General features: G+C 63.9%; 19 protein-coding genes, 1 tRNA gene and 1 pseudogene. 9 read left to right on the top strand and 12 right to left on the bottom strand.

Annotated features, from left to right (window positions below; genetic code table 11):
* Position 1 precedes the first annotated feature (1 nt).
* Positions 2-1,240, top strand: a complete 1,239-nt coding sequence (locus IX761_RS14110; protein ID WP_194790181.1) for an NAD(P)/FAD-dependent oxidoreductase — start codon at positions 2-4, stop codon at positions 1,238-1,240.
* Positions 1,241-1,349: 109 nt separating this feature from the next.
* On the opposite strand, the gene xenA is transcribed toward IX761_RS14110, so the two are convergent.
* Positions 1,350-2,441, bottom strand: a complete 1,092-nt coding sequence (gene xenA, locus IX761_RS14105) for a xenobiotic reductase XenA (protein ID WP_194790180.1) — start codon at positions 2,439-2,441, stop codon at positions 1,350-1,352.
* A gap of 86 nt (positions 2,442-2,527) precedes the next feature.
* Between xenA and IX761_RS14100 the strand changes: the two genes are divergently transcribed.
* Complete coding sequence (locus IX761_RS14100) at positions 2,528-2,827, top strand: ArsR/SmtB family transcription factor (RefSeq protein ID WP_194790179.1); 300 nt, start codon at positions 2,528-2,530, stop codon at positions 2,825-2,827.
* A gap of 200 nt (positions 2,828-3,027) precedes the next feature.
* Here IX761_RS14100 and mqo read toward each other — a convergent pair whose 3' ends face one another.
* The 7 genes from mqo to dapA form a co-directional block, all read right to left on the bottom strand.
* A complete protein-coding gene (mqo, locus tag IX761_RS14095; RefSeq protein WP_194790178.1) occupies positions 3,028-4,665 on the bottom strand; it encodes a malate dehydrogenase (quinone) in 1,638 nt (545 codons plus the stop codon).
* 356 nt (positions 4,666-5,021) lie between these two features.
* The gene (locus IX761_RS14090) at positions 5,022-5,213 is read right to left on the bottom strand and encodes a YhfL family protein (protein ID WP_194790177.1); all 192 of its coding nucleotides are present in this window, start codon (positions 5,211-5,213) and stop codon (positions 5,022-5,024) included.
* A 697-nt stretch (positions 5,214-5,910) separates the two neighbouring features.
* Positions 5,911-6,000: transfer RNA gene (locus IX761_RS14085), tRNA-Ser, on the bottom strand.
* Positions 6,001-6,091: 91 nt separating this feature from the next.
* Complete coding sequence (gene purC / locus IX761_RS14080; protein ID WP_012273747.1) at positions 6,092-6,802, bottom strand: phosphoribosylaminoimidazolesuccinocarboxamide synthase; 711 nt, start codon at positions 6,800-6,802, stop codon at positions 6,092-6,094.
* Positions 6,803-6,831: 29 nt separating this feature from the next.
* Entirely contained in the window at positions 6,832-7,590 is a 759-nt protein-coding gene (locus IX761_RS14075; protein WP_194790176.1) for an MBL fold metallo-hydrolase, read from the bottom strand.
* Entirely contained in the window at positions 7,591-8,706 is a 1,116-nt protein-coding gene (gene bamC, locus IX761_RS14070) for an outer membrane protein assembly factor BamC (RefSeq protein WP_194790175.1), read from the bottom strand.
* A gap of 17 nt (positions 8,707-8,723) precedes the next feature.
* Positions 8,724-9,611: a 4-hydroxy-tetrahydrodipicolinate synthase gene (gene dapA, locus IX761_RS14065; protein WP_194790174.1), complete on the bottom strand. Its 888-nt coding sequence runs from the start codon at positions 9,609-9,611 to the stop codon at positions 8,724-8,726.
* A 261-nt stretch (positions 9,612-9,872) separates the two neighbouring features.
* On the opposite strand from dapA, the gene IX761_RS14060 reads away from it, so the two are divergent.
* Both IX761_RS14060 and IX761_RS14055 read left to right on the top strand, forming a co-directional pair.
* Entirely contained in the window at positions 9,873-10,433 is a 561-nt protein-coding gene (locus IX761_RS14060; RefSeq protein WP_194790173.1) for a glycine cleavage system protein R, read from the top strand.
* A gap of 11 nt (positions 10,434-10,444) precedes the next feature.
* A complete protein-coding gene (locus IX761_RS14055) occupies positions 10,445-10,918 on the top strand; it encodes a peroxiredoxin (RefSeq protein WP_194790172.1) in 474 nt (157 codons plus the stop codon).
* Between the two features lie 106 nt (positions 10,919-11,024).
* Here the strand turns inward: IX761_RS14055 and IX761_RS14050 are convergent, their stop codons facing one another.
* Together IX761_RS14050 and IX761_RS14045 are read right to left on the bottom strand one after the other, a co-directional pair.
* Positions 11,025-12,095: an AI-2E family transporter gene (locus IX761_RS14050; protein WP_194790171.1), complete on the bottom strand. Its 1,071-nt coding sequence runs from the start codon at positions 12,093-12,095 to the stop codon at positions 11,025-11,027.
* Between the two features lie 22 nt (positions 12,096-12,117).
* Positions 12,118-12,357, bottom strand: coding sequence for a sulfurtransferase TusA family protein (locus tag IX761_RS14045; RefSeq protein WP_194790170.1), 240 nt, complete (start codon positions 12,355-12,357; stop codon positions 12,118-12,120).
* A gap of 106 nt (positions 12,358-12,463) precedes the next feature.
* Between IX761_RS14045 and IX761_RS14040 the strand changes: the two genes are divergently transcribed.
* Positions 12,464-13,900: a M48 family metalloprotease gene (locus IX761_RS14040; protein ID WP_194790169.1), complete on the top strand. Its 1,437-nt coding sequence runs from the start codon at positions 12,464-12,466 to the stop codon at positions 13,898-13,900.
* A 196-nt stretch (positions 13,901-14,096) separates the two neighbouring features.
* Here IX761_RS14040 and nadA read toward each other — a convergent pair whose 3' ends face one another.
* A complete protein-coding gene (gene nadA, locus IX761_RS14035; protein WP_194790168.1) occupies positions 14,097-15,155 on the bottom strand; it encodes a quinolinate synthase NadA in 1,059 nt (352 codons plus the stop codon).
* Positions 15,156-15,444: 289 nt separating this feature from the next.
* Entirely contained in the window at positions 15,445-16,959 is a 1,515-nt protein-coding gene (locus IX761_RS14030; RefSeq protein WP_194790167.1) for a YdgA family protein, read from the bottom strand.
* A gap of 502 nt (positions 16,960-17,461) precedes the next feature.
* On the opposite strand from IX761_RS14030, the gene IX761_RS14025 reads away from it, so the two are divergent.
* From IX761_RS14025 to IX761_RS14015, 4 genes and pseudogenes are all read left to right on the top strand, one after another.
* Positions 17,462-18,814: an APC family permease gene (locus IX761_RS14025; protein WP_194790166.1), complete on the top strand. Its 1,353-nt coding sequence runs from the start codon at positions 17,462-17,464 to the stop codon at positions 18,812-18,814.
* A gap of 36 nt (positions 18,815-18,850) precedes the next feature.
* Positions 18,851-20,143: pseudogene (locus tag IX761_RS27640) on the top strand (HAMP domain-containing protein); the annotation flags it as partial.
* A 102-nt stretch (positions 20,144-20,245) separates the two neighbouring features.
* Positions 20,246-21,001, top strand: a complete 756-nt coding sequence (locus IX761_RS27635) for a methyl-accepting chemotaxis protein (protein ID WP_416366784.1) — start codon at positions 20,246-20,248, stop codon at positions 20,999-21,001.
* A 372-nt stretch (positions 21,002-21,373) separates the two neighbouring features.
* The gene (locus IX761_RS14015) at positions 21,374-23,143 is read left to right on the top strand and encodes a phosphoethanolamine transferase CptA (RefSeq protein ID WP_194790164.1); all 1,770 of its coding nucleotides are present in this window, start codon (positions 21,374-21,376) and stop codon (positions 23,141-23,143) included.
* The last annotated feature ends 29 nt before the right edge of the window (positions 23,144-23,172 follow it).

The following is a 23,172-nucleotide window of genomic DNA, read 5'->3' as shown; positions in this document are numbered from 1 at the left end:
GATGACCGCCACTGAAACTGACATCGCCGTGGTCGGCGCTGGCATCGTCGGCGTCGCCTGTGCCTTGCAACTGGCCCGCCAGGGCCGCCGAGTGCTGCTGATCGACTGCCAGGCACCCGGCCACGGCGCGTCCTGGGGCAATGCCGGGCACCTAGCCACCGAGCAGGTATTCCCCATTGCCGACCTGTCGATTCTCAAGCGCCTGCCGGGCATGCTGCTGGACCCGATGGGCCCGCTGCGCCTGGACTGGAAGTACCTGCCCAAGGCATTGCCCTGGTTCACTCGCCTGCTGCTCAACCTGCGCCCGGCGCCATTCCAGCGCAGCGTGGCCGGTATCCGCGCGTTGAACGAGGGCAGCCTCGGCGCCTGGCAGCGGCTGCTGGGCTCCATCGGAGGCAGTGATCTGTTCAGGGAGGACGGCTCGCTGCTGATGTTTGAACGCCCTGAGTCTCGCCCACTGCTCGAGGCCTTGCAGGCACGCATGCGCCAGCAGGCGGTGGCGGTGCAGGCCTGGTCGGCGCAGCAGGTCCGCGACGCGGCGCCGCAGTTGAGCCGTACGATACAAGGGGGGCTGTTCTTCCCGCGTACCGGTCACTTCATCGACCCCTACCGAGTCGTTTGTGCCTTGTTCGACGCCGCCCAGACGGCAGGTGTGCGGTTCGCCAAGCGGCAGGTGAGCGGCGGCCAACTACATGCCAACGGCGTCACCCTGCACAGTGACCAGGGTGAGTTGCCGGCTCGCCAAGTGCTGATCGCCTGCGGTGCGCATTCGGCGAAGCTGGTGCACGCCTTGACCGGCAAGCGCGTGCCACTGGACACCGAACGCGGCTACCACCTGATGTTGCCCAATGAGCATGAGCGGCTGCCGTTCGCCGTCACCTCGCTGGAACGCAAGTTCATCATGACGCCCATGGCCGGCGGTTTGCGCCTGGCCGGCACGGTGGAGTTCGCCGGGCTGGACGCGGCACCGAACATGCAGCGGGCCAGGCAGTTGCATCGGTTGAGCGAGGGACTGTTCCAGCGTGAACTGGATGCCGAGGGGGCGACGCCGTGGATGGGCTTCAGGCCGTCGTTGCCGGATTCGCTGCCGGTGATCGACCAAGTGGCGGACGGCAGGGTGCTATTGGCGTTCGGGCACCAGCACCTGGGGTTGACCCAGGCGGCGGTGACGGCGGAGTGGGTGGCCGGGTTCGCCACAGGTGGGGACACGCCTGCGGCTTACAGGCTGGATAGGTTTTGATACAGAGGGGCCGCTGTGCGGCCCATTCGCGGGTAAACCCGCTCCCACAGGTTCTGCGTTGCCCTTGGGTTTACCTGCGAAAGGGGCTGCGCAGCAGCCCCTTGCAATCTCAGCGATAACGCTCGAGCCAGTGCGCGTAAGGCGCTGGCAACGTCCACGACGCCTTGTCCACACCCAGCGCCTTGGCCGCAGCATACGGCCAGTGCGGGTCCGCCAGGTGCGCGCGCCCCACCGACACCAGGTCGAGCTGATTGGCTTGCAAGGCGCCTTCGGCCAGCTCCGGCGTACCAAAGCCCCAGGCCGAGGTCACCGGCAGTTTCGCCTCGCGACGCACGCGCTCGGCAATCGACCCCATGAACGCCGGGCCCCAGGGAATGTTGGTCTCGGGGATGGTGAAACCGACGCTGACACTCAACAGGTCCAGGCCACCGGCCTTGAAGCGACGAGCTAGTTCGATGGATTCCTGCAAGGTCTGCTCGTCACGCCCGTCATACTCCAGCACACCGAAGCGTGCGGTCAGCGGCAGGTGCTCGGGCCATACCTCACGCACCGCGGCCAAGGTCTCGAGGAGGAAACGGCTGCGGTTGTCGAAGCTGCCGCCGTAGGCGTCGGTACGCTGGTTGGAATGCTCGGAGAAGAAGCTCTGGCCCAGGTAGCCGTGGGCGAAGTGCAGCTCGATCCACTCAAAACCGGCATCGCGCGCGCGGCGGGCGGCGTCGACGAAGTCCTGCTTGACCCGGGCGATGTCGTCCAGGGTCATGGCCTTGGGCACTTTTGGCAGGTGGGCGCCAAAGGCGATGGCGGACGGGGCAATGGTGTCCCAGCCACGGGCATCGTCGGCCGCGATATGGTCATCGCCTTCCCACGGGCGGTTGGCGCTGGCCTTGCGCCCGGCATGGGCGATCTGGATGCCTGGTACGGCACCAGCGGCCTTGATCGCCTGCACCACTGGCACGAAGGCCTGGGCATGGGCGTCGCTCCAGATCCCGGCGCAACCGGGGGTGATGCGCCCTTCCGGCGATACCGCGGTGGCCTCGACCACCAGCAGCCCGGCGCCGCCACGGGCCAGGCCGGCCAGGTGCACGTGGTGCCAGTCGTTGATCATGCCGTCCTCGGCCATGTACTGGCACATCGGCGGGATGGCGATGCGGTTGCGCAGGGTGACGTCCTTGAGGGTGTAGGGTTCGAACAATGCGGCCATGACGGAACTCCGGGGTGCGTTAACTTACGATTGTTCGATCATATTCGAACTATGGCAATTTGTGAAACCCCCGTTATCATGTCGCCATGCGAACCTATACCCACCCCTCCCCCGACAACCTCACCCTGGAGCGCCTGCTCTACGCGCTGAGCGACCCCGTGCGCATGGAGATCGTCCGCCACCTGGCCGGCGTGGCCGAGGCCAGCTGCGGCGAACTGGACGGCGGGCGGCCGAAGTCGAGCATGTCCCATCACTTCCGCGTGCTGCGCGAGGCGGGGCTGGTGTTTACCCGCAACGTGGGCACCACGCACATGAATTCGCTGCGCAGCGACGAACTCGAAGGGCGTTTCCCTGGGCTGCTGGGCAGCATTCTCGGGCAGCGCTGATACACGATGCGTGGGAGCGGGCTTGCGCCGCGATTTCGCCATGAGACATAAACACCGCTAGCTGTATCGACGCGATCGCGGGTCAAGCCCGCTCCCACAATATCCGGCGTACTGACCTGCAGGCACAAAAAAACCACGAGGCCGCCAGGGGCGACGCTCGTGGTTGGTGTTGCCGGGCACGCCCGGCAAGCAGTCAGGCCTTACAGCGCCATGTCGTTCGCAGGCTTGCTCTCGACCGGTGCGGCTGGCGCAACGCGGGTGCTGACGCTCTGGTCGATCACGGGTGGCTTCTCCAGCTGCAGCACCTCAGCGGTGTAGTCCCACTCTTTCTGGGTGGCCGCCGCCGAATCGTTCAGCTTGGTGCCGTAGCTTGGGACGATCTCCTTGATCTTGGCCTGCCACTCTGGGGTAGCAACCTTTTCCTTGAACACCGTCTGCAGCACATTGAGCATGATCGGCGCGGCGGTCGAGGCGCCTGGCGAGGCACCCAGCAGGCCGGCGATGGTGCGGTCTTGCGAGGCCACCACTTCGGTGCCCAGCTTCAGCACGCCGCCCTTCTCTTCGTCACGCTTGATGATCTGCACGCGCTGACCAGCCTGCCACAGCTTCCAGTCTTCCTTCTTGGCGTTCGGGAAGTAGGTCTGCAGGGCTGCGAAGCGGTCGTCGTCGGACTGCATCAGCTGGCCGGCGAGGTACTCCACCAGCGGGTACTGGTCGATACCGACGCGGGCCATAGGCCAGACGTTGTGGGTGGTGGCGCTGCTCAGCAGGTCCAGGTACGAGCCATTCTTCAGGAACTTGGTCGAGAAGGTGGCGAATGGCCCGAACAGGATCACGCGCTTGCCGTCGAGCACGCGGGTATCCAGGTGCGGTACCGACATGGGTGGTGCACCGGTGGAGGCGATGCCGTAGGCCTTGGCCATGTGCTGCATGGCGACGGTCGGGTTCTCGGTGACCAGGAACGAACCACCCACCGGGAAGCCTGCGTATTCCTTGGCCTCGGGGATGCCCGACTTCTGCAGCAGCTTCAGCGCGCCGCCGCCGGCACCGATGAACAGGAACTTGGCGTCGGTGGCGTGCTTGGTGCCATCCTTCAGGTTCTTGTACTCGACGTGCCAGGAGCCGTCTTCGTTGCGGGTGATGTCCTGCACTTCGCTGGAGAGCTTCAGGTCGAAGTTCTGTTTGGTCTGCAGGTGGCCGACGAACTGGCGGGTGATCTCACCGAAGTTCACGTCGGTGCCGATCGGCGTCCAGGTCACGGCCAGTTTCTGGTTGGGGTCACGCCCTTCCATCATCAGCGGGACCCACTTGGCGATCTGCGCGTGGTCCTCGGAGTACTGCATCGGGCGGAACAGCGGGCTGGCCTGCAGGGCGTCGTAGCGCTTCTTCAGGAACTTGATGTTGTCATCGCCCCAGACGAAGCTCATGTGCGGGGTGGTGTTGATGAACGAGTGCGGGTTCTTGAGCACGCCCTGGCGAACCTGCCAGGCCCAGAACTGGCGGGAGATCTGGAACGACTCGTTGATCTCGATGGCCTTGGTGATGTTGACGTTGCCGTCTTTGTCTTCCGGGGTGTAGTTCAGCTCGGCCAGCGCGGAGTGGCCGGTACCGGCGTTGTTCCAGCCGTTGGAGCTTTCTTCGGCGACGCCGTCCAGGCGCTCGACCATTTCCATCGACCAACTCGGTTCCAGCTCGTTGAGCCAGACCGCGAGGGTGGAACTCATGATGCCGCCGCCGACCAGCAGCACGTCGACTTTCTTGGTGTCTTCGGCGTGCGCTTGCATGAAGCTCGCCGCAACAGCCAGACCCAGCAAGGTCTTGCCAGCTTTCTTGAACATTGATCAATCCCAGTGTGTAGAACGGAGGGTGGGCCTGTGGCTGGCCCAAGGGTTCCATGTTCTTCAGCGCAGGCTTGTTGTGATCATTGTTCAGCAGCCAGAGAGCATTGGACGCGCCAGCCTTTGGTCGGATTGACCGACAAGGCTGAAACGATTTACGGATTGTATATGAATTGCCAGCACAAACAAATTGCGCGGCCAGACGCAAGGCGGCGGGTTGCCACGCGACAAGCCGCCACGCCCCTGGCATGGCCCTGTGCTCGAATCAATGTCCACAAAACAAAAACCCCCGGCCACATCCATGGCCGGGGGTCTTGGATCGGGTCATCAATGACCCGATCGGGGTACTACCAAGATTACTGCTGCTGAGGCAGCTTATCGATCGCGCCGCAGCCGCCGATGATCTTGGAGATGGAAACCGATGGGTGGAACAGGTAGTCGTACGAGCAGTTCTTAGGCTGGTTGTAGACCTGGCCGGTGCAGCCGGACAGCAGGGCAACGCCCGAAACGAGAGCAACAGCAACAGTAGCTTTGATCAGCTTTTTCATCTAGAAAATCCTTTAGTCCATGATCCGCCATCATTCTGATGGCCGGCGGATCATACGGGAAAAGTTCATCTAATCAAAGCGTGTTAGTACATCTGCACTAATGGCATGAGCAATTAAGTAAGATGCTTGACGTCAACTAAAAATCAACCCAAGAGGCGGTTATCGGCACGGGCGCAAGAATATTTAGCAATCCCTGTGTATTTTCGTATCTGGTCCGCGCCCACCCCAGCTGCGATCGGACTTGCGGCAAGCTACAACCTTCGGGCATGGCAATGCGCGGGAGCGAGATCAAGCGCGAATACTCAGCCATTTGATTTCGTGCTTGCCCGCTTATTAGATCGGTGCTCCCAAGCACAATCTACATGCTGTTCAAGTAGGCCGGATGAAGATCATATTTATCCCCGAACCGCCTCGAATTGCAGCAGTTTCGAACATAAGCGTCGATTTCAGAACTTGGTGATCCGCGTGCAATTACTGCATGCCACCGATTGAAAACGGGAGCATTTTGCCGACAGGGAAACTGACAGCTTCCGACTACTCGTTGTCCATTTCCGAATTGGCTGTGCACTAGCCTCTGTCCTTCACTGCACACGCAAGGCGCAACGAACCGCCACCTTCCAGCGCAAGCGCTTCGCCTAAACAGCACCGCACAAATGAAAAAAGCCCCGAGACGTTAATCTCGGGGCTTTCTCATGTATGGCGGAGAGATAGGGATTTGAACCCTAGGTACTGTTGCCAGTACAACGGATTTCGAATCCGTCCCGTTCGACCACTCCGGCATCTCTCCAATGGCGCGCATCATACCAGCGTTTTCGTTTCTGGCAAATCTTTTTTGAAAAAAATTCGCGTGGTATCAGGCGCTTGCGTGAACGCGCCGGTTACAGCGGCACGCCCAGGCGCTTGGCAACTTCTTCGTAGGCTTCGATCACGTCGCCCAGGCCCTGGCGGAAGCGGTCCTTGTCCATCTTCTTGCGGGTTTCTTTGTCCCACAGGCGGCAACCATCCGGGCTGAACTCGTCACCCAGGACGATCTGGCCGTGGAACACGCCGAACTCCAGCTTGAAGTCGACCAGCAGCAGGCCTGCGTCGTCGAACAGCTTGCTCAGCACTTCGTTGACCTTCAGCGACAGCTTCTTCATCTCGACCAGTTGCTCGGCGGTGCCCCAGCCGAAGGCGACGACGTGGGATTCGTTGATGAAGGGGTCGCCCTTCTCGTCGTTCTTCAGGAACAGCTCGAAGGTCGACGGTTCGAGCTTGATGCCCTCTTCCACGCCCAGGCGCTTGACCAGGCTGCCGGCGGCGTAGTTACGCACCACGCACTCGACCGGGATCATGTCGAGCTTCTTCACCAGGCACTCGTTGTCGCCCAGCAGCTTGTCGAACTGGGTCGGCACGCCGGCTTCTTCGAGCTTCTGCATGATGAAGGCGTTGAACTTGTTGTTCACCATGCCCTTGCGGTCCAACTGCTCGATGCGCTTGCCGTCGAACGCCGAGGTGTCGTTGCGGAACAGCAGGATCAAGCGGTCGGCGTCGTCGGTCTTGAATACCGATTTGGCCTTGCCGCGGTAGAGTTCGTCGCGTTTTTCCATGATGGGCTCCGCTTGCTTGAGTAGGTGGGCTAGGCGATCAGGCGCCAGTCGAGCCCATGGTCTTGATTAGCCACCTGGAGCCAGTCCGGGTCGCACCCGAGGGCGTCGACGAAGCACTGGCGGGCCAGATGTGGCAGGTTGTTCTTGCTGCTGAGGTGGGCCAGCACCAGGTGCTGTAGGTTCTGCCAACCCAGCTCGGCCACCAGGCTCGCGGCCTGGTGGTTGTTCAGATGTCCTTGGCTGCCGCCGACCCGTCGCTTGAGGAACTGCGGGTAATGCCCGCGCGCCAGCAGGTCACGGCAGTGATTGGCCTCGATCAGCAAGGCGTCGAGGCCCTGGTAACGCTCCAGCAGGTGCATGTCGTAGCTGCCCAGGTCGGTCAGCATGCCGAAACGCCGGCGGCCGTCGCTGATCACGTATTGCAGCGGCTCGTAAGCGTCATGCTCGACCCGTGCAGCGCTGACCTGCAGCTCACCAACCTGCAGCACATCGCCACAACCGAGAAAACCGGCCACTTCCACCGGCTTGCGCAGGCCACGCAAAGTGCCCTGGCTCATGTAGACCGGTACATTGTAGCGGCGCGACAGCAACCCCACCCCATGCACGTGGTCGGCATGTTCGTGGGTCACCAGCACCGCGCTCAGCTGCGTGGCCGACACCCCGAGCAGCGCCAGGCGCCGCTCGGTCTCTCGTAGCGAAAAGCCGCAGTCGACCAGGATCAACGAGTCACCGCTGGCGATCAGCGTGCCGTTTCCCTGGCTACCGCTTCCAAGAACCGCGAAGCGCACTTAGCCCAGGCGGTCCTGGATCGCGCTCAGCACGCGGCGGGCCACATCGGCCGGGGCCACGGTGTTGATGTTCTTCTCGACGGTTACCTGGACGTTGTCACCCACCTTGCTCAGGCGTACCTGGTAACGCTCGGCGCGGGCTTCACGCTCTTCCTTGGTCGCTTCGCTGCCGAACAGGCGGCTGAAGAAGCCAGGCTCCTTCTGCTTGTCGTCGGGCTTCTCGGACAGGTTGATGTAGTACAGGCCCAGGCTGCGGTTGATATCTTCCACACGCCACTCGCCCTGCTCCAGGGCGCGGCCGACGCCAGACCAGGCGCGGTCGAGGTCGGAACCGAGGTACAGCACCGGGTTGCCACTGCCGTCCTCGGTGAGGCTGACCTGGCTCGGTGCGTCGAAGTCACGCGCGGCCAGCAGCGACACCGAACCGCCCTTCTCGGCGTTGCGGTTCATGCTGGCGAGCATCTCGTCGACCAGCAGCGCATCGGCGCCGGTGTTGCTCGAAGTCGCCGGGAAGTCCGGTTCGGCGCTGCTGCCGGCCGGGCGCTCGACGCTGACCACGTACACTTCCGAGGTGTTGCGCTGCACGCCAGGCTCCATGCGCACACGCACGCGCACTTCGCTGTCCGGGCTGCTGGAGGCGCTGGCCAGGCGTTGGCCAAGGGATGCCGACAACTCGTCGAAACGCTGCCAGGTGGTGTTGAACTCACCGGTCTGCGGGCGTTCTTCGGCGATGCGGAAGCCGTTGTCCTCGAAGAACTGGCGAGTCACCGGCCAGACTTCGGCGGGTGCACGCTGGGCCAACACCCAACGGCTGCTGCCGCTGCGTTGCAGGCTGAAATCGCTGATGTCGGCGCTGGCCGACAACGGTTGCGGGCGCGGCACCTCGAACTCGCCGGTGGCGCGATCGTCGGCGACGTTACGCGGGATCGGCAGCAGCGGATCCATGCGCTTGACGTTGGCCGCGTCCGGCGGCAGCTGCATCGGCGCGGTAGGGTGCGCCTGCAGGTAGTCGCTGCCACGGTCGCGGAAATAGCCATCCTCGCCCCACAGCCAACCGCAACCGCTGGTGCTGGAGATGATCAGGGCAAGGGTGGAAAGACCAGCCAGTCGCTTCATGCGGTGTACTTCCTCGTTCAAACCAGTACGCCGGACTGGCGCAAGGCAGTACGGACTTTTTCGTGACAACCTTCGCTCAGCCAGGTCAGTGGCAGGCGGATGCCCTGCTGCATCAGGCCCATTTCGACGAGCGCCCATTTCACCGGGATCGGGTTGGCTTCGCAGAACAGGTCTTTGTGCAGCGGCATGAGTTTTTCGTTGATCGCGCGGGCCTTCTCGGCATTGCCCTCAAGGGCGGCCTCGCACAGGTCGGCCATCGCGCGCGGGGCGACGTTGGCGGTGACCGAGATGTTGCCTTTGCCGCCCATCAGGATCAGCTCGACGGCGGTCGGATCATCGCCGGACAGGACGATGAAATCCTTGTCGACGCCGTCGATGATCTGCTTGGCGCGCACCAGGTCGCCGGTGGCTTCCTTGATGCCGATGATGTTCTTCACGTTCGACAGGCGGATCACGGTGTCGGCCTGCATGTCGCAGGAGGTGCGGCCGGGTACGTTGTACAGGATCTGCGGGATGTCGACGGCTTCGGCGATGTGCTTGAAGTGCTGGTACAAACCTTCTTGCGTTGGCTTGTTGTAGTAGGGGACTACCAGCAGGCAGGCATCGGCGCCGGCATTCTTGGCATTCTGCGTGAGGTGGACGGCTTCGGCGGTGGAGTTGGCACCGGTACCGGCAATGACCGGAATGCGCTTCTTGCTGTGCTTGACGCGCTCGACGACGTGCTTGATGACCAGGATGTGTTCTTCGACGTCGAGGGTGGCGGATTCACCGGTGGTGCCGACAGCGACGATCGCGTGGGTGCCATTTTCCAGGTGGAAGTCTACAAGTTTGTCGAGGCTGTCCCAGTCAAGACGCCCTTGTGCATCCATGGGAGTGACCAATGCCACCATACTGCCCGCAATCATGTAACTGCTCCTGCCGGAAAAAGAGAGCGGTAATGGTACTGGGGGCATCGGCCTTGCACAAGCGAAGCAGGCGGGCGGAGCATTCCCCTTCGCGCCGCTTTTCGCTACCCTTGATCCTTTGATCGGTACAGCGCGGCCCGCCGGGCCGTCGACAGTGCTCCCGGCCTGTGCTCACCGCCGCCAAACCACGGCTGTGAGCTGGCGCAAACCGCAGGCTTGCCCCCGTCCTGTACCGACCGCTCATCGCTTTAGGAATGCTGCATGTCCACCCCCACCGTTCGCGAACAATTCCTCGTCATCAGCGCCCTGGGGCCCAACCCCATGGAACTGGCCAATGTTCTGAGCCGCGCAGCTTTCGAAAACCGCTGCGCGGTGATCACCTCGCGCCTGAGCCGCCACGGCGAAACCAGCGCCCTGGTGCTGCAGGTCGGCGGTAGCTGGGATGCCCTGGCCCGCCTCGAAACCACGCTGCCGGGCCTGGCCAAGAAACACGGCCTGACCCTGGACGTGGTGCGCAGCGCCGAGCAGGAAGTGCGCCCGCAGGCCCTGCCTTATGTGGCTTATGTCAGCGCCGCCTATCGCCCGGACATCATCAACGAGCTGTGCCAGTTCTTCCTCGACCACCGCGTCGAGCTGGATGCGATGACCTGCGACACCTACCTCGCCCCGCAGACCGGCAGCAGCATGCTCAACGCCCAGTTCACCGTGATCCTGCCGGCCGGCACCCAGATCAGCTGGCTGCGCGACCAGTTCCTCGACTTCGCCGACGCGCTCAACCTCGATGCGCTGATCGAACCGTGGCGCCCACAGAACCCCGTGTAAGGAAGCATTCCATGGCCGTAGCACTCGACCAACCCGTCGCCGACTTCCAGGCCCAGGCCACCAGCGGCCAGGCCGTCAGCCTCGCGGGGCTGAAGGGCCAGCAGGTGGTGCTGTACTTCTACCCCAAGGACAGCACCCCGGGCTGCACCACCGAAGGCCAGGGTTTCCGTGACCAGCATGCGGCATTCCAGGCCGCCAACACCGTGGTGTTCGGCGTGTCGCGCGATGGCCTCAAGTCGCATGAGAACTTCAAGGCCAAGCAAGGCTTCCCCTTCGAGCTGATCAGCGACAAGGACGAGGCGCTGTGCCAGCTGTTCGACGTGATCAAGCTGAAGAAGCTGTACGGCAAGGAATACCTGGGCGTGGACCGCAGCACCTTCCTGATCGACAAGGACGGTGTGCTGCGCCAGGAATGGCGTGGGGTGAAGGTGCCAGGGCATGTGGATGCGGTGCTGGCGGCGGCACAGGCCTTGAACAAGGCTTGAGATCGCAGGGGCCCCTTTCGCGGCACAAGGCTGCTCCTACAGGACCACGCGATCCCCTGTAGGAGCGGCCTTGTGCCGCGAAAGGGCTGCAAAGCAGCCCCAGCAATTACAGCATCGGCGCGACCGATACCTCCTGCCGCGGCCAGGCATCGAGCACGGCCTTGAACAGCGTCGCCAGCGGGATGGCGAAGAAGATCCCCCAGAACCCCCACAACCCACCAAACAGCAGCACCGCGCAGATGATCGCCACCGGGTGCAAGCTCACCGCCTCGGAGAACAGCAGCGGCACCAGCACGTTGCCGTCGAGCGCCTGGATGATCGCGTACACCGCCATCAGGTAGATGAACTGGTCGCCCCACCCCCATTGGAACAGTGCGATCAACGTGACCGGTACGGTTACCACCACCGCCCCGACGTAAGGCACCACCACCGACAAGCCCACCAGCAGCGCCAGCAAGGCGGCGTAGTTGAGCCCCAGGCTGATGAAGGCGATGTAGGTGGCGATCCCGCAGATCAGGATCTCGATGCCCTTGCCGCGAATGTAGTTGGCGATCTGCCGGTTCATCTCGTCCCCCACCCGGTTGAGCAGGTTGCGCTCGCGCGGCAGGTAGCCACTGACCCAGCGGCCGATCAGCTCGCGGTCCTTGAGGAAGAAGAACACCAGGATCGGCACCAGCACCAGGTAGATCATGGCGTTGACCAGCAGCGGCAGGCTCGACAGCGAGAAGGTCAGCGCCCACTGGCCGAACTTGCCGATCTCGCCGCGCACCGACTCGATGGCGCGCAGCACCTGCTCGTCCGACACCAGGTGCGGGTAGCGCTCGGGCAGCAGCAACAACAGCGACTGCCACTTACCCAGCATCCCCGGCAGCTCGTTGAACAGCGTGATCAGCTGATGCCAGAGCAACGGCACCAGCACCAGCATGAACACCGCCAGCGCCCCCATGAACAGGGCGAACACCAGCCACACCGCCAGGTGGGACGGCACCTTCAATTTTTCCAGGGCATTGACCAGCCCCTGCATCAGGAACGCCAGGACCATGCCCGCCAGCACCGGCGCGAGCATGCCGCCCAGCGTCAGCACTACGGTGAAGGCCAGGAACAGCAGGACCGCCAGCACCACCGCCTCCTCGTCGGAGAAGTAGCGCTGCATCCAGTCGCGTAGCACTTTGAACATTGACGATCCTTGAAAGAAAGACTCAGGCCTTGCGCAACCAGTAGGTGTACACCCCGGCCTCGGCCGTTTCGCGCAGCAGCGTATGACCGGCCAGCCGGGCAAAAGTGCGGAAGTCGCGCTGTGAACCGGCGTCGGTGGCGATCACCTTGAGCACCGCGCCACTGGCCAGGCGGTTGAGCTCCATCTTGGCCTTGAGCAGTGGCAGCGGGCAGTTCAGCCCGCTGGCGTCGAGTTCGGCGTCGCAGGTCGGGGTGTCACTCATCGGGTTCGCCTCCGGGGCGGTGCGGGGAAGCCCGCTAGGATAGCGCCACTGGTCGGCTTCGCGCGACCCGGCTACAGTAAGGCTTTTGACCGACACGAGCTCGTGCATGAATCTACTGCGCCCCACCCTGCTGGCACTGGCCTGCCTGATGGCCCTCCCCGGCCACGCCGATGACCTGCCATCACTGGGCGATGCCAGTTCCGCGATCGTTTCGCCGCAACAGGAGCACCAGCTCGGCCGCGCCTGGCTGAGCCTGCTGCGTGGCCAAGTCAACCAGTTGAACGACCCGCAGCTCAAGGACTATGTAGAGACCAGCGTGTACAAGCTGGCCGAAACCAGCCAGCTGCAGGACCGGCGCCTGGAATTCATCCTCATCGACAGCCGCGAGCTCAACGCCTTCGCTGCCCCGGGCGGGATCGTCGGGGTCAATGGCGGGCTGTTCCTCAACGCACAGACCGAAGGCGAGTACGCCTCGGTGCTGGCCCACGAACTGGCGCACTTGTCGCAACGCCACTTCGCCCGTGGCGTCGAGGCCCAGCAGCGCATGCAACTGCCCATGATGGCCGCGCTGCTGGCCGGTATCGTGCTGGCCGCAGGTGGCGGCGGCGATGCCGGCATCGGCCTGATCGCCGGCACCCAGGCTGCGGCGATCCAGGAGCAGCGGCGCTTCTCCCGGCAAAACGAACAGGAAGCCGACCGCATCGGCATCCTCAACCTGGAAAAGGCCGGCTACGACCCGCGCAACATGCCATCGATGTTCGAGCGCCTGGCCCGCCAGTACCGCTATGACGCCAAACCCCCGGAATTCCTGCTGACCCACCCGGTCACCGAATCGCGTATCGCCGACACCCGCAACCGCGCCGAGCAGGCCCCCAAGGGCGGTGTCGAGGACAGCCAGCGCTACCAGCTGATCCGCGCCCGCGTCGCCCTCACCTACGAAGGCACCCCGGGCCTGGCCGCCAAGCGCTTCCGCGCCCAGCTTGACGAAAACCCAAACCTGGATGCTGCGCGCTACGGGCTCGCACTCGCGCTGATCAAGGGCGGCCAGCTCAACGAAGCACGGGAAAACCTCAAGCCTCTGCTGGCCAAGGCGCCCAACGACATCACGTACAACCTGGCGCAGATCGACCTGGACATCACCAACAATCGCCTGGCCGACGCCCAGCAGCGCGCCACGCGCCTGCAAGGGCTGTACCCGGGCAACTACCCGCTCAAGCAAGTACGCGCCGACCTGCTGGTCAAGCAAGGCAAGCCGGCCGAAGCGGAGAAAGTGCTGGATGACCTGGTGAAGAACCGCCCGGACGATCCGGACGTGTGGTACGACGTGGCCGAAGTGCGCGGCCTGTCGGGCAACACCATCGGCCTGCACCGCGCCCGCGCCGAGTACTTCACATTGGTGGGTGACTTCGACCAGGCGATCCAGCAGCTCGACTACGCCAAGCGCCGCGCCGGCAGCAACTTCCCGCTGGCCTCGCAGATCGACCAGCGCCAGCGTGAAGTGATGGAGCAGCAGCGCATGGTCAAGGACATGATGGGGCGTTAGCACCAACCGCCGGTAAGCCGCCTCCTACAGGGCCAGTGCAGGCCTGAAGGTTATTCGATACCTGTAGGAGCGGCCTTGTGTCGCGAAAGGGGCGCGCAGCGGCCCCAAGATCCGCGCATCTAACCCGCAATCGCGGGGGCCGCCTTGCGGCCCTTTGGCGACACAAGGCCGCTCCTACTAGGCCCGTGCAAGCAAGTCAGGCGTTGCCCGACAACTTCAACCGCGCCGCCTGGGTGAAATCGAGCATGCGGTTCAGCGGCTTGATCGCCTTGGGGATCAGCGCCGGCTCGACGAAGATTTCGTTGCTGCCGGTACGCAGGCAATCCAGCACCCGCTCCAGGGTGTTCATGGCCATCCACGGGCAGTGCGCGCAGCTGCGGCAGGCCGCGCCGTTACCGGCGGTGGGGGCTTCGACGAATTCCTTGTCCGGGCACAGCTGCTGCATCTTGTAGAAGATGCCGCGGTCGGTGGCGACGATGAAGGTCTTGTTCGGCAGGGTCTGCGCGGCCTTGATCAATTGGCTGGTGGAGCCCACGGCGTCGGCCAGCTCGATCACCGCCTCCGGCGACTCCGGGTGCACCAGGATCGCCGCGTCCGGGTACAGCGCTTTCATGTCGGCCAACTGACGCGACTTGAATTCTTCGTGCACGATACAGGCGCCATCCCACAGCAGCATGTCGGCCCCGGTCTGCTTCTGGATGTAGCGGCCCAGGTGCTGGTCCGGGCCCCAGATGATGGTCTCGCCGTTGTCCATCAGGCTTTCGACGATTTCCAGCGCGCAACTGGAGGTCACCACCCAATCGGCCCGCGCCTTCACCGCAGCGGAGGTGTTGGCGTAGACCACCACGGTACGCTCCGGGTGCTGGTCGCAGAAGTCCGAGAACTCCTTGACCGGGCAGCCCAGGTCGAGCGAGCAGGTGGCTTCCAGCGTGGGCATCAGCACGCGCTTTTCCGGGGTGAGGATCTTGGCCGTCTCACCCATGAAGCGCACCCCGGCCACGATCACCGTTTCTGCTGGGTGGTTCTTGCCGAAGCGGGCCATTTCCAGCGAGTCGGACACGCAACCACCGGTTTCCTCGGCCAGGGCCTGGATCACCGGGTCGCAATAGTAGTGGGCGACCAGCACGGCGTTCTGCTGCTTAAGCTCAGCGGCGATGGCCGCACGGTATTCGGCCTCTTGCGCGGGCGTCAGCGGGTTGGGCTGCTTGGCATCGAGGTGGGCCTGAACCAACAGGCGTTCGGAAATCTGGGTCATGATCGCTGGACCTGCGGGGCGCGTGCGCGCGTCAGTCGAGTGTATCACCCGGCCCTGACAGATCGGCTAATGGTGCCGGACGGCCTGCATGGCGGGCCTTCGCGGCCCCTTCTGTGGGCGCGGACTATTATCGGACGGCGAAGGCTACAGGCAATCCGTGCGATGCAAAAGGGGTTTTTGCTTTGCCTGAGCCAACGCAATCGCGGGGCAAGCCCGCTCCCACGCAACGCACTGTATCGGGCTTGCGTGGGAGCGGGCTTGCCCCGCGATCAGGGTGCTGCGCGGGCGATCAACCTTGTGGCTGCAAGGCCGCCAGGTGGGCGCTGATCAGCATGGCGAACTCTTCCACGGTCATCTTCTTGCCGTTGAAGTCGACCATGCCATCGGCGTACTGCAAGCTCGACACCACGTCGGTGCCCTGCACAGTCCCCATGCCGCTCTGCACCGCCATCAAACCGACCATTTCACCGGCCTGGCTGGACTGCTGGGCGATGGCTTGCGCGTCGGTCTCGCCGTCCAGCAATGCCTGCAAGGTGGCCAGGTCGCCGACCATTGGCTTGGACACGCTCAGCTTGCTGTTCAGGCGGCTGACCAGCTGCTTGCCCAACTGATCAGGCGGCAGGTCGAAGGAGCTCGGGGCGGTGAAGTCCATGGCCAGGCTGAAGTGGCTTTCGCCGTTGGCGGTCTTGAACGACAACTTGTCGATCGCCAGCTTCGGCTGGCCCGCCAGCAGCTTGCTCAAGTCCTGCTTGGCCTTGGCCTGGCCCTGGATAAGGGACTCCACCGTTGACACGTCCTTGCCTTCGACAGCCGCCTGCTGGATGACCGGCAGATTGCCCTGATACCACTGCATCAACCCCTGCATGGCCGGGATATCGATGGACTTCATGGTGACGACCATCTCGCCGCTGCCCACCTTGCGCCCGGCGTAGGTGATGTCGCCGACCTTGTATTCAAGACGCCCGGACAACTTGTCCTTGGCCTCGCCATCGGCGCTGTAGAGGTTGTTCTGCTGCAGGTTCTTGAGTACCAGCACGTCCTGCTTCGGCCCGCTGGTGACCTGCACATCGGCCACGGCCAGGTCGATGTTGCCGACATAGACCATGTCGTGTTGGGTCTCGCTGAGCTTGCCGCCAATCTTGAAGCCATTGAGCAGCAGCTTGACCGGCGCCTGCTGTTCGTCAGCGAAGTTGATCTCCAGGCGGTCGGCATTGGCATGAACCTCGGCGGCCTTGCCTTCACGGTCGCCACGCACCCGCAACTGCATGCCGGAGAAATCCAGGACCTTGTCGCCATCCTGTTCAAGCTTGACTGGCGCGAGGCGAATATCGCTTTCGACGGTGCCACCGTAGCCCAGGCTGACTTGGCCGGTAACCGGCGCCTGATCGCCAGCGGCGGCGAACCACGGCGCGGTGAAGTCATCCTTTTCCAGCGCGCTGTTGCTGGTGGCCATCACCGGCATCAGCTTGAACGCCTTGACCCGCGACCAGGGGAACGGGCCGTGCTCGATCTGGTCGACCACGCCGACATCGAAGCTCAGCGTCTCGTTCTCGCCGAGCTGGATATCCTTGGCCTTGAGGCGGTAGTGCGCGGTGCTGGTGAAGAAGCGCTGCTCCAGCGAGGCCAGCTCGATGGTCATGCTGCCACCGCTGCCGACCAGGGCCTTCTTCAACTCGTCGTTACCCTGGACGATGGAGCGCTCCAGCTCCGCCGGCAGCTGTTTGCCGGTGTACCAGGCGCCAGCGGTGGTGGCGACGGCGATGGCGACGGCCAGGCCGGAAAGGATACCTACTGATTTCTTCATGAATAGAACCGATTGCTGTCCATAGGAGTGCGGCTGGCAAGGATAGCCCATTGCCGATGGCCACTGCACGGGCCCAATCGCGAGGCAAGCCCACCGCCTCCAAAACCCATGGGATCGTAAATTTTTACGAACACTGGAATCGATTTACGCACTATCCCACGGGTAAAAAGCACCGCGTTTCGGCCAAAAAAACCGATTCACCCTTCATCTCTGTAACACTTTGTCATGTTTAACTTGACACCCACCTAGGCATCGTTTTTTATTTCACCCACCTTGCAAGCGCCCCATCCAACGAAGAAGAAAAACGCGCCGCCATGCCCCTACGCACCAGCCCCCACGCGCCCTCTTTTTCGTCCCGGCGCAGCCAGCCCTGACACCCGCGCCCTCTCCGCGCACTTCGTAGCTCCAACATAAAAGGTGAACAACATGGAGCCCACCCGCTCGACCCTGCCGTGCCCGTCGCACGCCGCGCCCGTTGTCCAGGTAGAGGAGCATCGCCCGCATGCAGCCTGACCACAGCGCCACCGGCAACGGCCAGTTCCGTAAATCCCTGCGCCTCTGGCACGTGGTGATCATCGGCTTGGCCTACCTCACCCCGATGACCGTGTTCGACACCTTCGGCATCGTCTCCGGCATCACTGCCGGGCACGTACCCAGCGCCTATATCCTGGCCCTGGTCGGCATATTGTTCACCGCGGTGAGCTACGGCACCCTGGTACGGCGTTTCCCACAGTCGGGCTCGGCCTACACCTACACCCAACGCGCCATCAACCCGAGCGTGGGCTTCCTGGTCGGCTGGTCGTCGCTGTTGGACTACCTGCTGCTGCCAATGGTCAACGCGCTGCTGGCCAAGCTGTACCTGTCGGCGATGTTCCCCGAGGTGCCCGAGTGGATGTGGGTGGCCGGCTTCGTCACCCTGATCAGCCTGATCAACATGCGCAGCATCAACCTGGTGGCGCATTTCAACCTGCTGTTCGTGATTGTCCAGGTGGCGATCATCAGCGTGTTCATCTATCTCTGCGTACGTGGCCTGGATCAAGGAGAGGGCCTGGGCACGACGTGGAGCTTGATACCTTTTGCCGACCAGCAGACCCAGTTCAGTGCGCTGGCCGCGGGTGCGACCATCCTGTGCTTCTCGTTCCTGGGCTTCGACGCGGTCACCTGCCTGTCGGAAGAAACCCGCGATCCGGGCAAGACCATTCCCCGGGCGATCTTCCTCACCGCGTTGATCGGCGGCGTGGTGTTCATCAGCGTGTCGTACTTCATCCAGGCCTACTTCCCGACCATGCAGCGCTTCCATGACCAGGAAGCGGCGCTGCCGGAAATCGCCCTGTACGTGGGTGGCAAGCTGTTCCAGTCGGTGTTCATCGCCTGCACCGTGATCAACACCATCGCCTCGGGCCTGGCCTCGCAGACCAGCGTATCGCGCCTGCTGTACGTAATGGGCCGCGACAATGTGATCCCCGCCAGCGTGTTCTCGCGCCTGCACCCAAGCTACAAGACCCCGGTGCTGAACATCGCGGTGGTCGGCCTGATCGCCATGTCGGCAGTGTTCTTCGACCTGGTGACCGCCACCTCGATCATCAACTTCGGCGCGCTGGTGGCGTTCAGCTTCGTCAACCTGTCGGTGATCAACCACTGCTACTTGCGCGAAGGCAACCGCCAAGGCCTGGCGAACAAGATGAAATACCTGGTGCTGCCGACCATCGGCTTCTGCATCATCGTTTCACTGTGGCTGGACCTGAATGAACACTCGCTGATGTTCGGCGGGGTCTGGGCGGCACTGGGCGTGCTGTACCTGGCCTGGCTGACCAAGGCCTTCAGGGTTGCACCACCGAACTGCATCGCTGAGTGACCCACACCCGACGCCCGCCTGACCGCGGGCGTCGGCATGTTCATCGAGAAGGAAAAGCCCATGTCGCCGCGCCGCCTCTCCATCCAGTGGAAGATCACCCTGCTCGCCGGCCTGTGCCTGCTGGCCATCGTCATCCTGCTGGTGGCCACCTCGCTGCTGCAGGCCCGGCGTAACGCCGAACAGGTGTTCCAGGCCAACACCGAGCTGCTCGACCACAGCGCCCGCCTGCGCTTGCAGGCCCATGGCGAGACCCAGGCGCTGCGCATCCAGCGCTACTTCATGGACGCCTACCAGTACGGCAACGGCTTTGCCCGCCTGGTGCAAGCGCTCAAGGCCCGCGGCGGCGCCGAGCTGCGCCCTGAACTCAACCGCGAGGCGCGCGCCGCCCTGGCTGGCAACCCCGACCTGATCGGCCTGTACCTGGTGTTCCAGCCCAATGCCCTGGATCAGCAGGATGCCCACTTCGTCGGCCGCGCCGACGCCGGCAGCAACGACAGCGGCCGTTTCTCGCTGTACTGGTCGCAAAGCAGCCCGGGGGCGTTGGAAACCGAGGCCATGCCCGAAGCCATGCTTGCCGACGCCAGCATTGGCGCCAACGGCTCGCCCTACAACCGTTGGCTGACCTGCCCGCTGGAAACCGCCAAGGCCTGCGTGCTGGACCCGTACTTCGACGAGATCAACGGCAAACAGGTGCTGATGACCAGCATCGCCCTGCCGCTGCTCGAAGGCGGCAAGGTGGTCGGCGTGATCGGCCTGGACATCGGCCTGGACAACCTGCAGCAGCTGAGCCTGGCCGGGCGCCAGGAGCTGTTCGACGGCCAGGGCCAGGTGAGCATCGTCAGCCCGGCCGGGCTGCTGGCCGGTCACAGCCAGGATGCCACGCAACTGAGCAAGACCCTGGAACAGGCCTTTGGCAGCGCCGCCTCGGCTTTCACCGCCCCGATGCGCGCGGGCCAGGCGGTCGAGCGCCTGGATGGCGGCATGATGCGCATCTCCCGCCCCTTTACCCCGATTCCCGGTGCCGCCCCCTGGCAGGTGCTGCTGGAACTGCCGGAAAGCGTGCTGCAGGCACCGGCAGTCGCCCTCAACCAGCGCCTGGACGAGCACAACCAGCATGCCAACCTCACCAGCCTGCTGATCGGCCTGGGCGCCGCGGTGGCGGGCCTGCTGCTGGTGTGGCTGACCGCCCGCGGCGTGACCCGGCCAATCCTGGCCGTGGCGGCGCGGCTGAAGGATATCGCCAGTGGCGAAGGCGACCTGACCCGGCGCCTGGACTACCAGCGCGACGATGAACTGGGGCAGCTGACCGGCTGGTTCAACCGCTTCCTCGACAAGCTCCAGCCGGTGATCGCCCAGGTCAAGGGCTCGCTGCAGGAAGCCCGTGGTACTGCCGACCAGTCGGCGCTGATCGCCAGCCAGACCAGCGCCGGCATGCAGCAGCAACACCGCGAGATCGAGCAGGTGGCCACCGCCGCCAACGAGATGAGCGCCACCGCCCAGGACGTCGCCCGCAACGCCTCCCAGGCGGCCCAGGCCGCGCGCGGCGCCGACCAGGCCACCCGTGAAGGCCTGACTCTGGTCGCCGCCACCCGCGAGGCCATCGAGCAGTTGGCCGACGGCATGGACGCGGCGATGGCGCAAGCGCGCTCGCTGGAAAGCCGTGGCGAGCAGATCGGCTCGGTGCTCGAGGTGATCCGCGCCATCGCCGAGCAGACCAACCTGCTGGCACTCAACGCCGCCATCGAAGCCGCCCGTGCCGGCGAAGCCGGGCGCGGCTTCGCGGTGGTCGCCGACGAGGTGCGCAACCTGGCCCAGCGCACCCAGGTGTCGGTAGAGGAGATCCGCCAGGTGATCGAAGGCTTGCAGCAGGGCACCCAGGACGTGGTCGGCGCCATGCACGGTGGCCAGCGCCAGGCCCAGGACAGCGCGGCGCAGATGGAGCAAACCCTGCCGGCGTTGCAACGCATCGGCCAGGCGGTGACGGTGATCACCGACATGAACCTGCAGATCGCCTCCGCCGCCGAAGAGCAGAGCGCGGTGGCCGAGGAAGTGAACCGTAACGTGGCGGGGATCCGCGACGTGACCGAGTCGCTGTCCGGGCAGGCCGATGAGTCGGCGCGGATCAGCCAGGCGTTGAATCGCCTGGCCAACCAGCAGCAGGCGCTGATGGAGCAGTTCCGCGTGTAGCGACAAGGGTGACCCTGTGCGAGCAATCGTCTGACGGTGCTTGCACTGGCCTCATCGCCGGCAAGCCGGCTCCCACAGTCTTTGGGCTTGCACGTTACCTGTAGGAGCGGCCTTGAGCCGCGAATGGGCCGCAAAGCGGTCCCAACGACCTTGAATGCCATAGAGAAACCAAGGACCGTTCTACGGCCCATTCGCGGCACAAGGCCGCTCCTACAGAGCCCCGTGAACGACAGTTGCTCCCAGACAATCAGGAACATCCGCCAACTTCGATAGTTTTCATATCCTGTTGACGATCTTTTCACCCCCGCTCACTTAGCGTCGCCCCCTACTGGCCGCCAGTGTTCACGCGGCCTCCAGGCTTGCGAGGCGCACGTGACCAGCTCCACCCCTTCCACACCAAAACCCATCGATTGGGCCGGCCTCGGCTGGCTCCTGCTGTTCTTCTGGTACTTCTCCGGCGTCACCCAGGCCCTGCTGCTGTTCAGCGGCACCACCGGCTTCGCCGGTTTTCGCGACGCCTTGATTCTCAGCAGCCTGTGGCTGGCACCGGTGCTGTTGCTGCCACGCCTGACCCGCCCGCTGTCGGCGTTGATAGGGCTGGTGCTGTGGGCGAGCTCGCTGGTGGGCCTGAGCTATTTCGGCATCTACCGCCAGGAGTTCTCGCAGAGCGTGATCTTCGTGATGTTCGAGTCGAACACAGCCGAAGCCGGCGAATATTTCAGCCAGTACTTCAGCCTGACGCTGTGCCTGGCGCTGCTGGCCTACACCGTGGTGGCGGTATTGCTGTGGACGCGCATCCGCCCGGTCACCCTGCCCCTGCGCAGCCGCGTGCCGCTGGTCGCCGCGCTGCTGCTGGCGATCCTGGTCTACCCCTTCTACAAGCAGATGGTCACCCAGCAACGCAGCTTCGCCGACGCCCGGGAAAAGGTCGAACAACGCATGGAGCCGGCAGTGCCCTGGCAGTTGCTGGTCGGCTACCGGCAATACCGCCAGCAGCTGGACAACATGCAGGCGCTGCTGGAGCAGAACGCCGCCCTGCCACCGCTGCAAAACCTGAAGGACAGCAGTGGCGACGCACCGCGCACCCTGGTGCTGGTACTGGGCGAATCGACCACCCGCGAGCACATGGGCCTGTATGGCTACAACCGCGACACCACGCCCAACCTTGACGCCCTGGCCGCCAGCGACAAGGGCCTTACGGTGTTCCGCAACGTGGTTTCGCCGCGCCCGTACACCATCGAGGTGATGCAACAGATCCTTACCTTCGGCGACGAGCAGCACCCGGACCGCTTCCTCACCGATCCATCGCTGATCAACCTGATGAAACAGGCGGGCTACAAGACCTTCTGGATCACCAACCAGCAGACCATGACCAAGCGCAACACCATGCTCACCACCTTCGCCCAGCAGACCGACGAGCAGGTGTACCTGAACAACCAGCGCAACCAGAACGCCCGCCAGTATGACGAAGTGGTGCTGGCGCCCTTCGACAAGGCACTGCACGACCCGGCGCAGAAGAAGCTCATCATCGTCCACCTGCTCGGCACGCACATGGACTACCGCTACCGTTATCCAGCGGACTACGAGCATTTCAAGGACAGCACCGGCGCCCCGCCTGCGCTGTCACCCGAGCAGGTGAAAACCTACAACTTCTATGACAACGCGGTGCGCTACAACGACTTCGTGGTGTCCAGCCTGATCAAGCGCTATTCGGCGAGCAGCCCGAACGGTTTTCTGCTCTACCTGTCCGACCATGGCGAGGACGTCTACAGTTCGGGCAAGCACGACCGCCTGGGGCGCAACGAAGGCGACCCGACCCGGCCGATGTACACCATCCCCTTCCTGCTGTGGACCTCGCCGAGCTGGCAGGCCAGCCACCCACGCGATCTGCAGGCCATGGCCGGGCGCCCTTACAGCAGTTCGCACTTGATCCACACCGTGTCCGACCTGGCCGGGCTCAGCTACGACCGCTACGAGCCAGGCAAGAGCCTGGTCAGCCCGCAATTCGTCGCCAGCCCGCGCTGGATCGGCAACCCCTATGCCAAGAATGGCCTACATGAGTTCGACCGGCTGCCCGGTAGCCAGGTCAAGGACCAGCAGCGCACCGCCGCCACCGACAAGGCGCGGCCAGGCGAAGGATGACGTGCTGCATTCACGAATTGCCCTGTGGG

The sequence above is a fragment of the Pseudomonas sp. UFMG81 genome, assembly GCF_015354575.1.
Classification (GTDB): Bacteria; Pseudomonadota; Gammaproteobacteria; order Pseudomonadales; family Pseudomonadaceae; genus Aquipseudomonas.
The sequence above is the reverse complement of the archived record's forward strand: the minus strand, read 5'-3'. Positions and strand labels throughout refer to the sequence as shown.

Bases quoted from the DNA above. Each gene is read 5' to 3' on its own strand.
- bamC (WP_194790175.1), bottom strand. From the start codon at position 8,706: ATGAAGCGACTGGCTGGTCTTTCCACCCTTGCCCTGATCATCTCCAGC.
- IX761_RS14025 (WP_194790166.1), top strand. From the start codon at position 17,462: ATGCAGCCTGACCACAGCGCCACCGGCAACGGCCAGTTCCGTAAATCC.
- IX761_RS14100 (WP_194790179.1), top strand. From the start codon at position 2,528: ATGCGAACCTATACCCACCCCTCCCCCGACAACCTCACCCTGGAGCGC.
- xenA (WP_194790180.1), bottom strand. From the start codon at position 2,441: ATGGCCGCATTGTTCGAACCCTACACCCTCAAGGACGTCACCCTGCGC.
- IX761_RS14110 (WP_194790181.1), top strand. From the start codon at position 2: ATGACCGCCACTGAAACTGACATCGCCGTGGTCGGCGCTGGCATCGTC.
- IX761_RS27635 (WP_416366784.1), top strand. From the start codon at position 20,246: ATGCAGCAGCAACACCGCGAGATCGAGCAGGTGGCCACCGCCGCCAAC.
- nadA (WP_194790168.1), bottom strand. From the start codon at position 15,155: ATGACCCAGATTTCCGAACGCCTGTTGGTTCAGGCCCACCTCGATGCC.
- IX761_RS14090 (WP_194790177.1), bottom strand. From the start codon at position 5,213: ATGAAAAAGCTGATCAAAGCTACTGTTGCTGTTGCTCTCGTTTCGGGC.
- IX761_RS14055 (WP_194790172.1), top strand. From the start codon at position 10,445: ATGGCCGTAGCACTCGACCAACCCGTCGCCGACTTCCAGGCCCAGGCC.
- IX761_RS14030 (WP_194790167.1), bottom strand. From the start codon at position 16,959: ATGAAGAAATCAGTAGGTATCCTTTCCGGCCTGGCCGTCGCCATCGCC.
- IX761_RS14040 (WP_194790169.1), top strand. From the start codon at position 12,464: ATGAATCTACTGCGCCCCACCCTGCTGGCACTGGCCTGCCTGATGGCC.
- purC (WP_012273747.1), bottom strand. From the start codon at position 6,802: ATGGAAAAACGCGACGAACTCTACCGCGGCAAGGCCAAATCGGTATTC.
- IX761_RS14050 (WP_194790171.1), bottom strand. From the start codon at position 12,095: ATGTTCAAAGTGCTACGCGACTGGATGCAGCGCTACTTCTCCGACGAG.
- mqo (WP_194790178.1), bottom strand. From the start codon at position 4,665: ATGTTCAAGAAAGCTGGCAAGACCTTGCTGGGTCTGGCTGTTGCGGCG.
- IX761_RS14045 (WP_194790170.1), bottom strand. From the start codon at position 12,357: ATGAGTGACACCCCGACCTGCGACGCCGAACTCGACGCCAGCGGGCTG.
- dapA (WP_194790174.1), bottom strand. From the start codon at position 9,611: ATGATTGCGGGCAGTATGGTGGCATTGGTCACTCCCATGGATGCACAA.
- IX761_RS14060 (WP_194790173.1), top strand. From the start codon at position 9,873: ATGTCCACCCCCACCGTTCGCGAACAATTCCTCGTCATCAGCGCCCTG.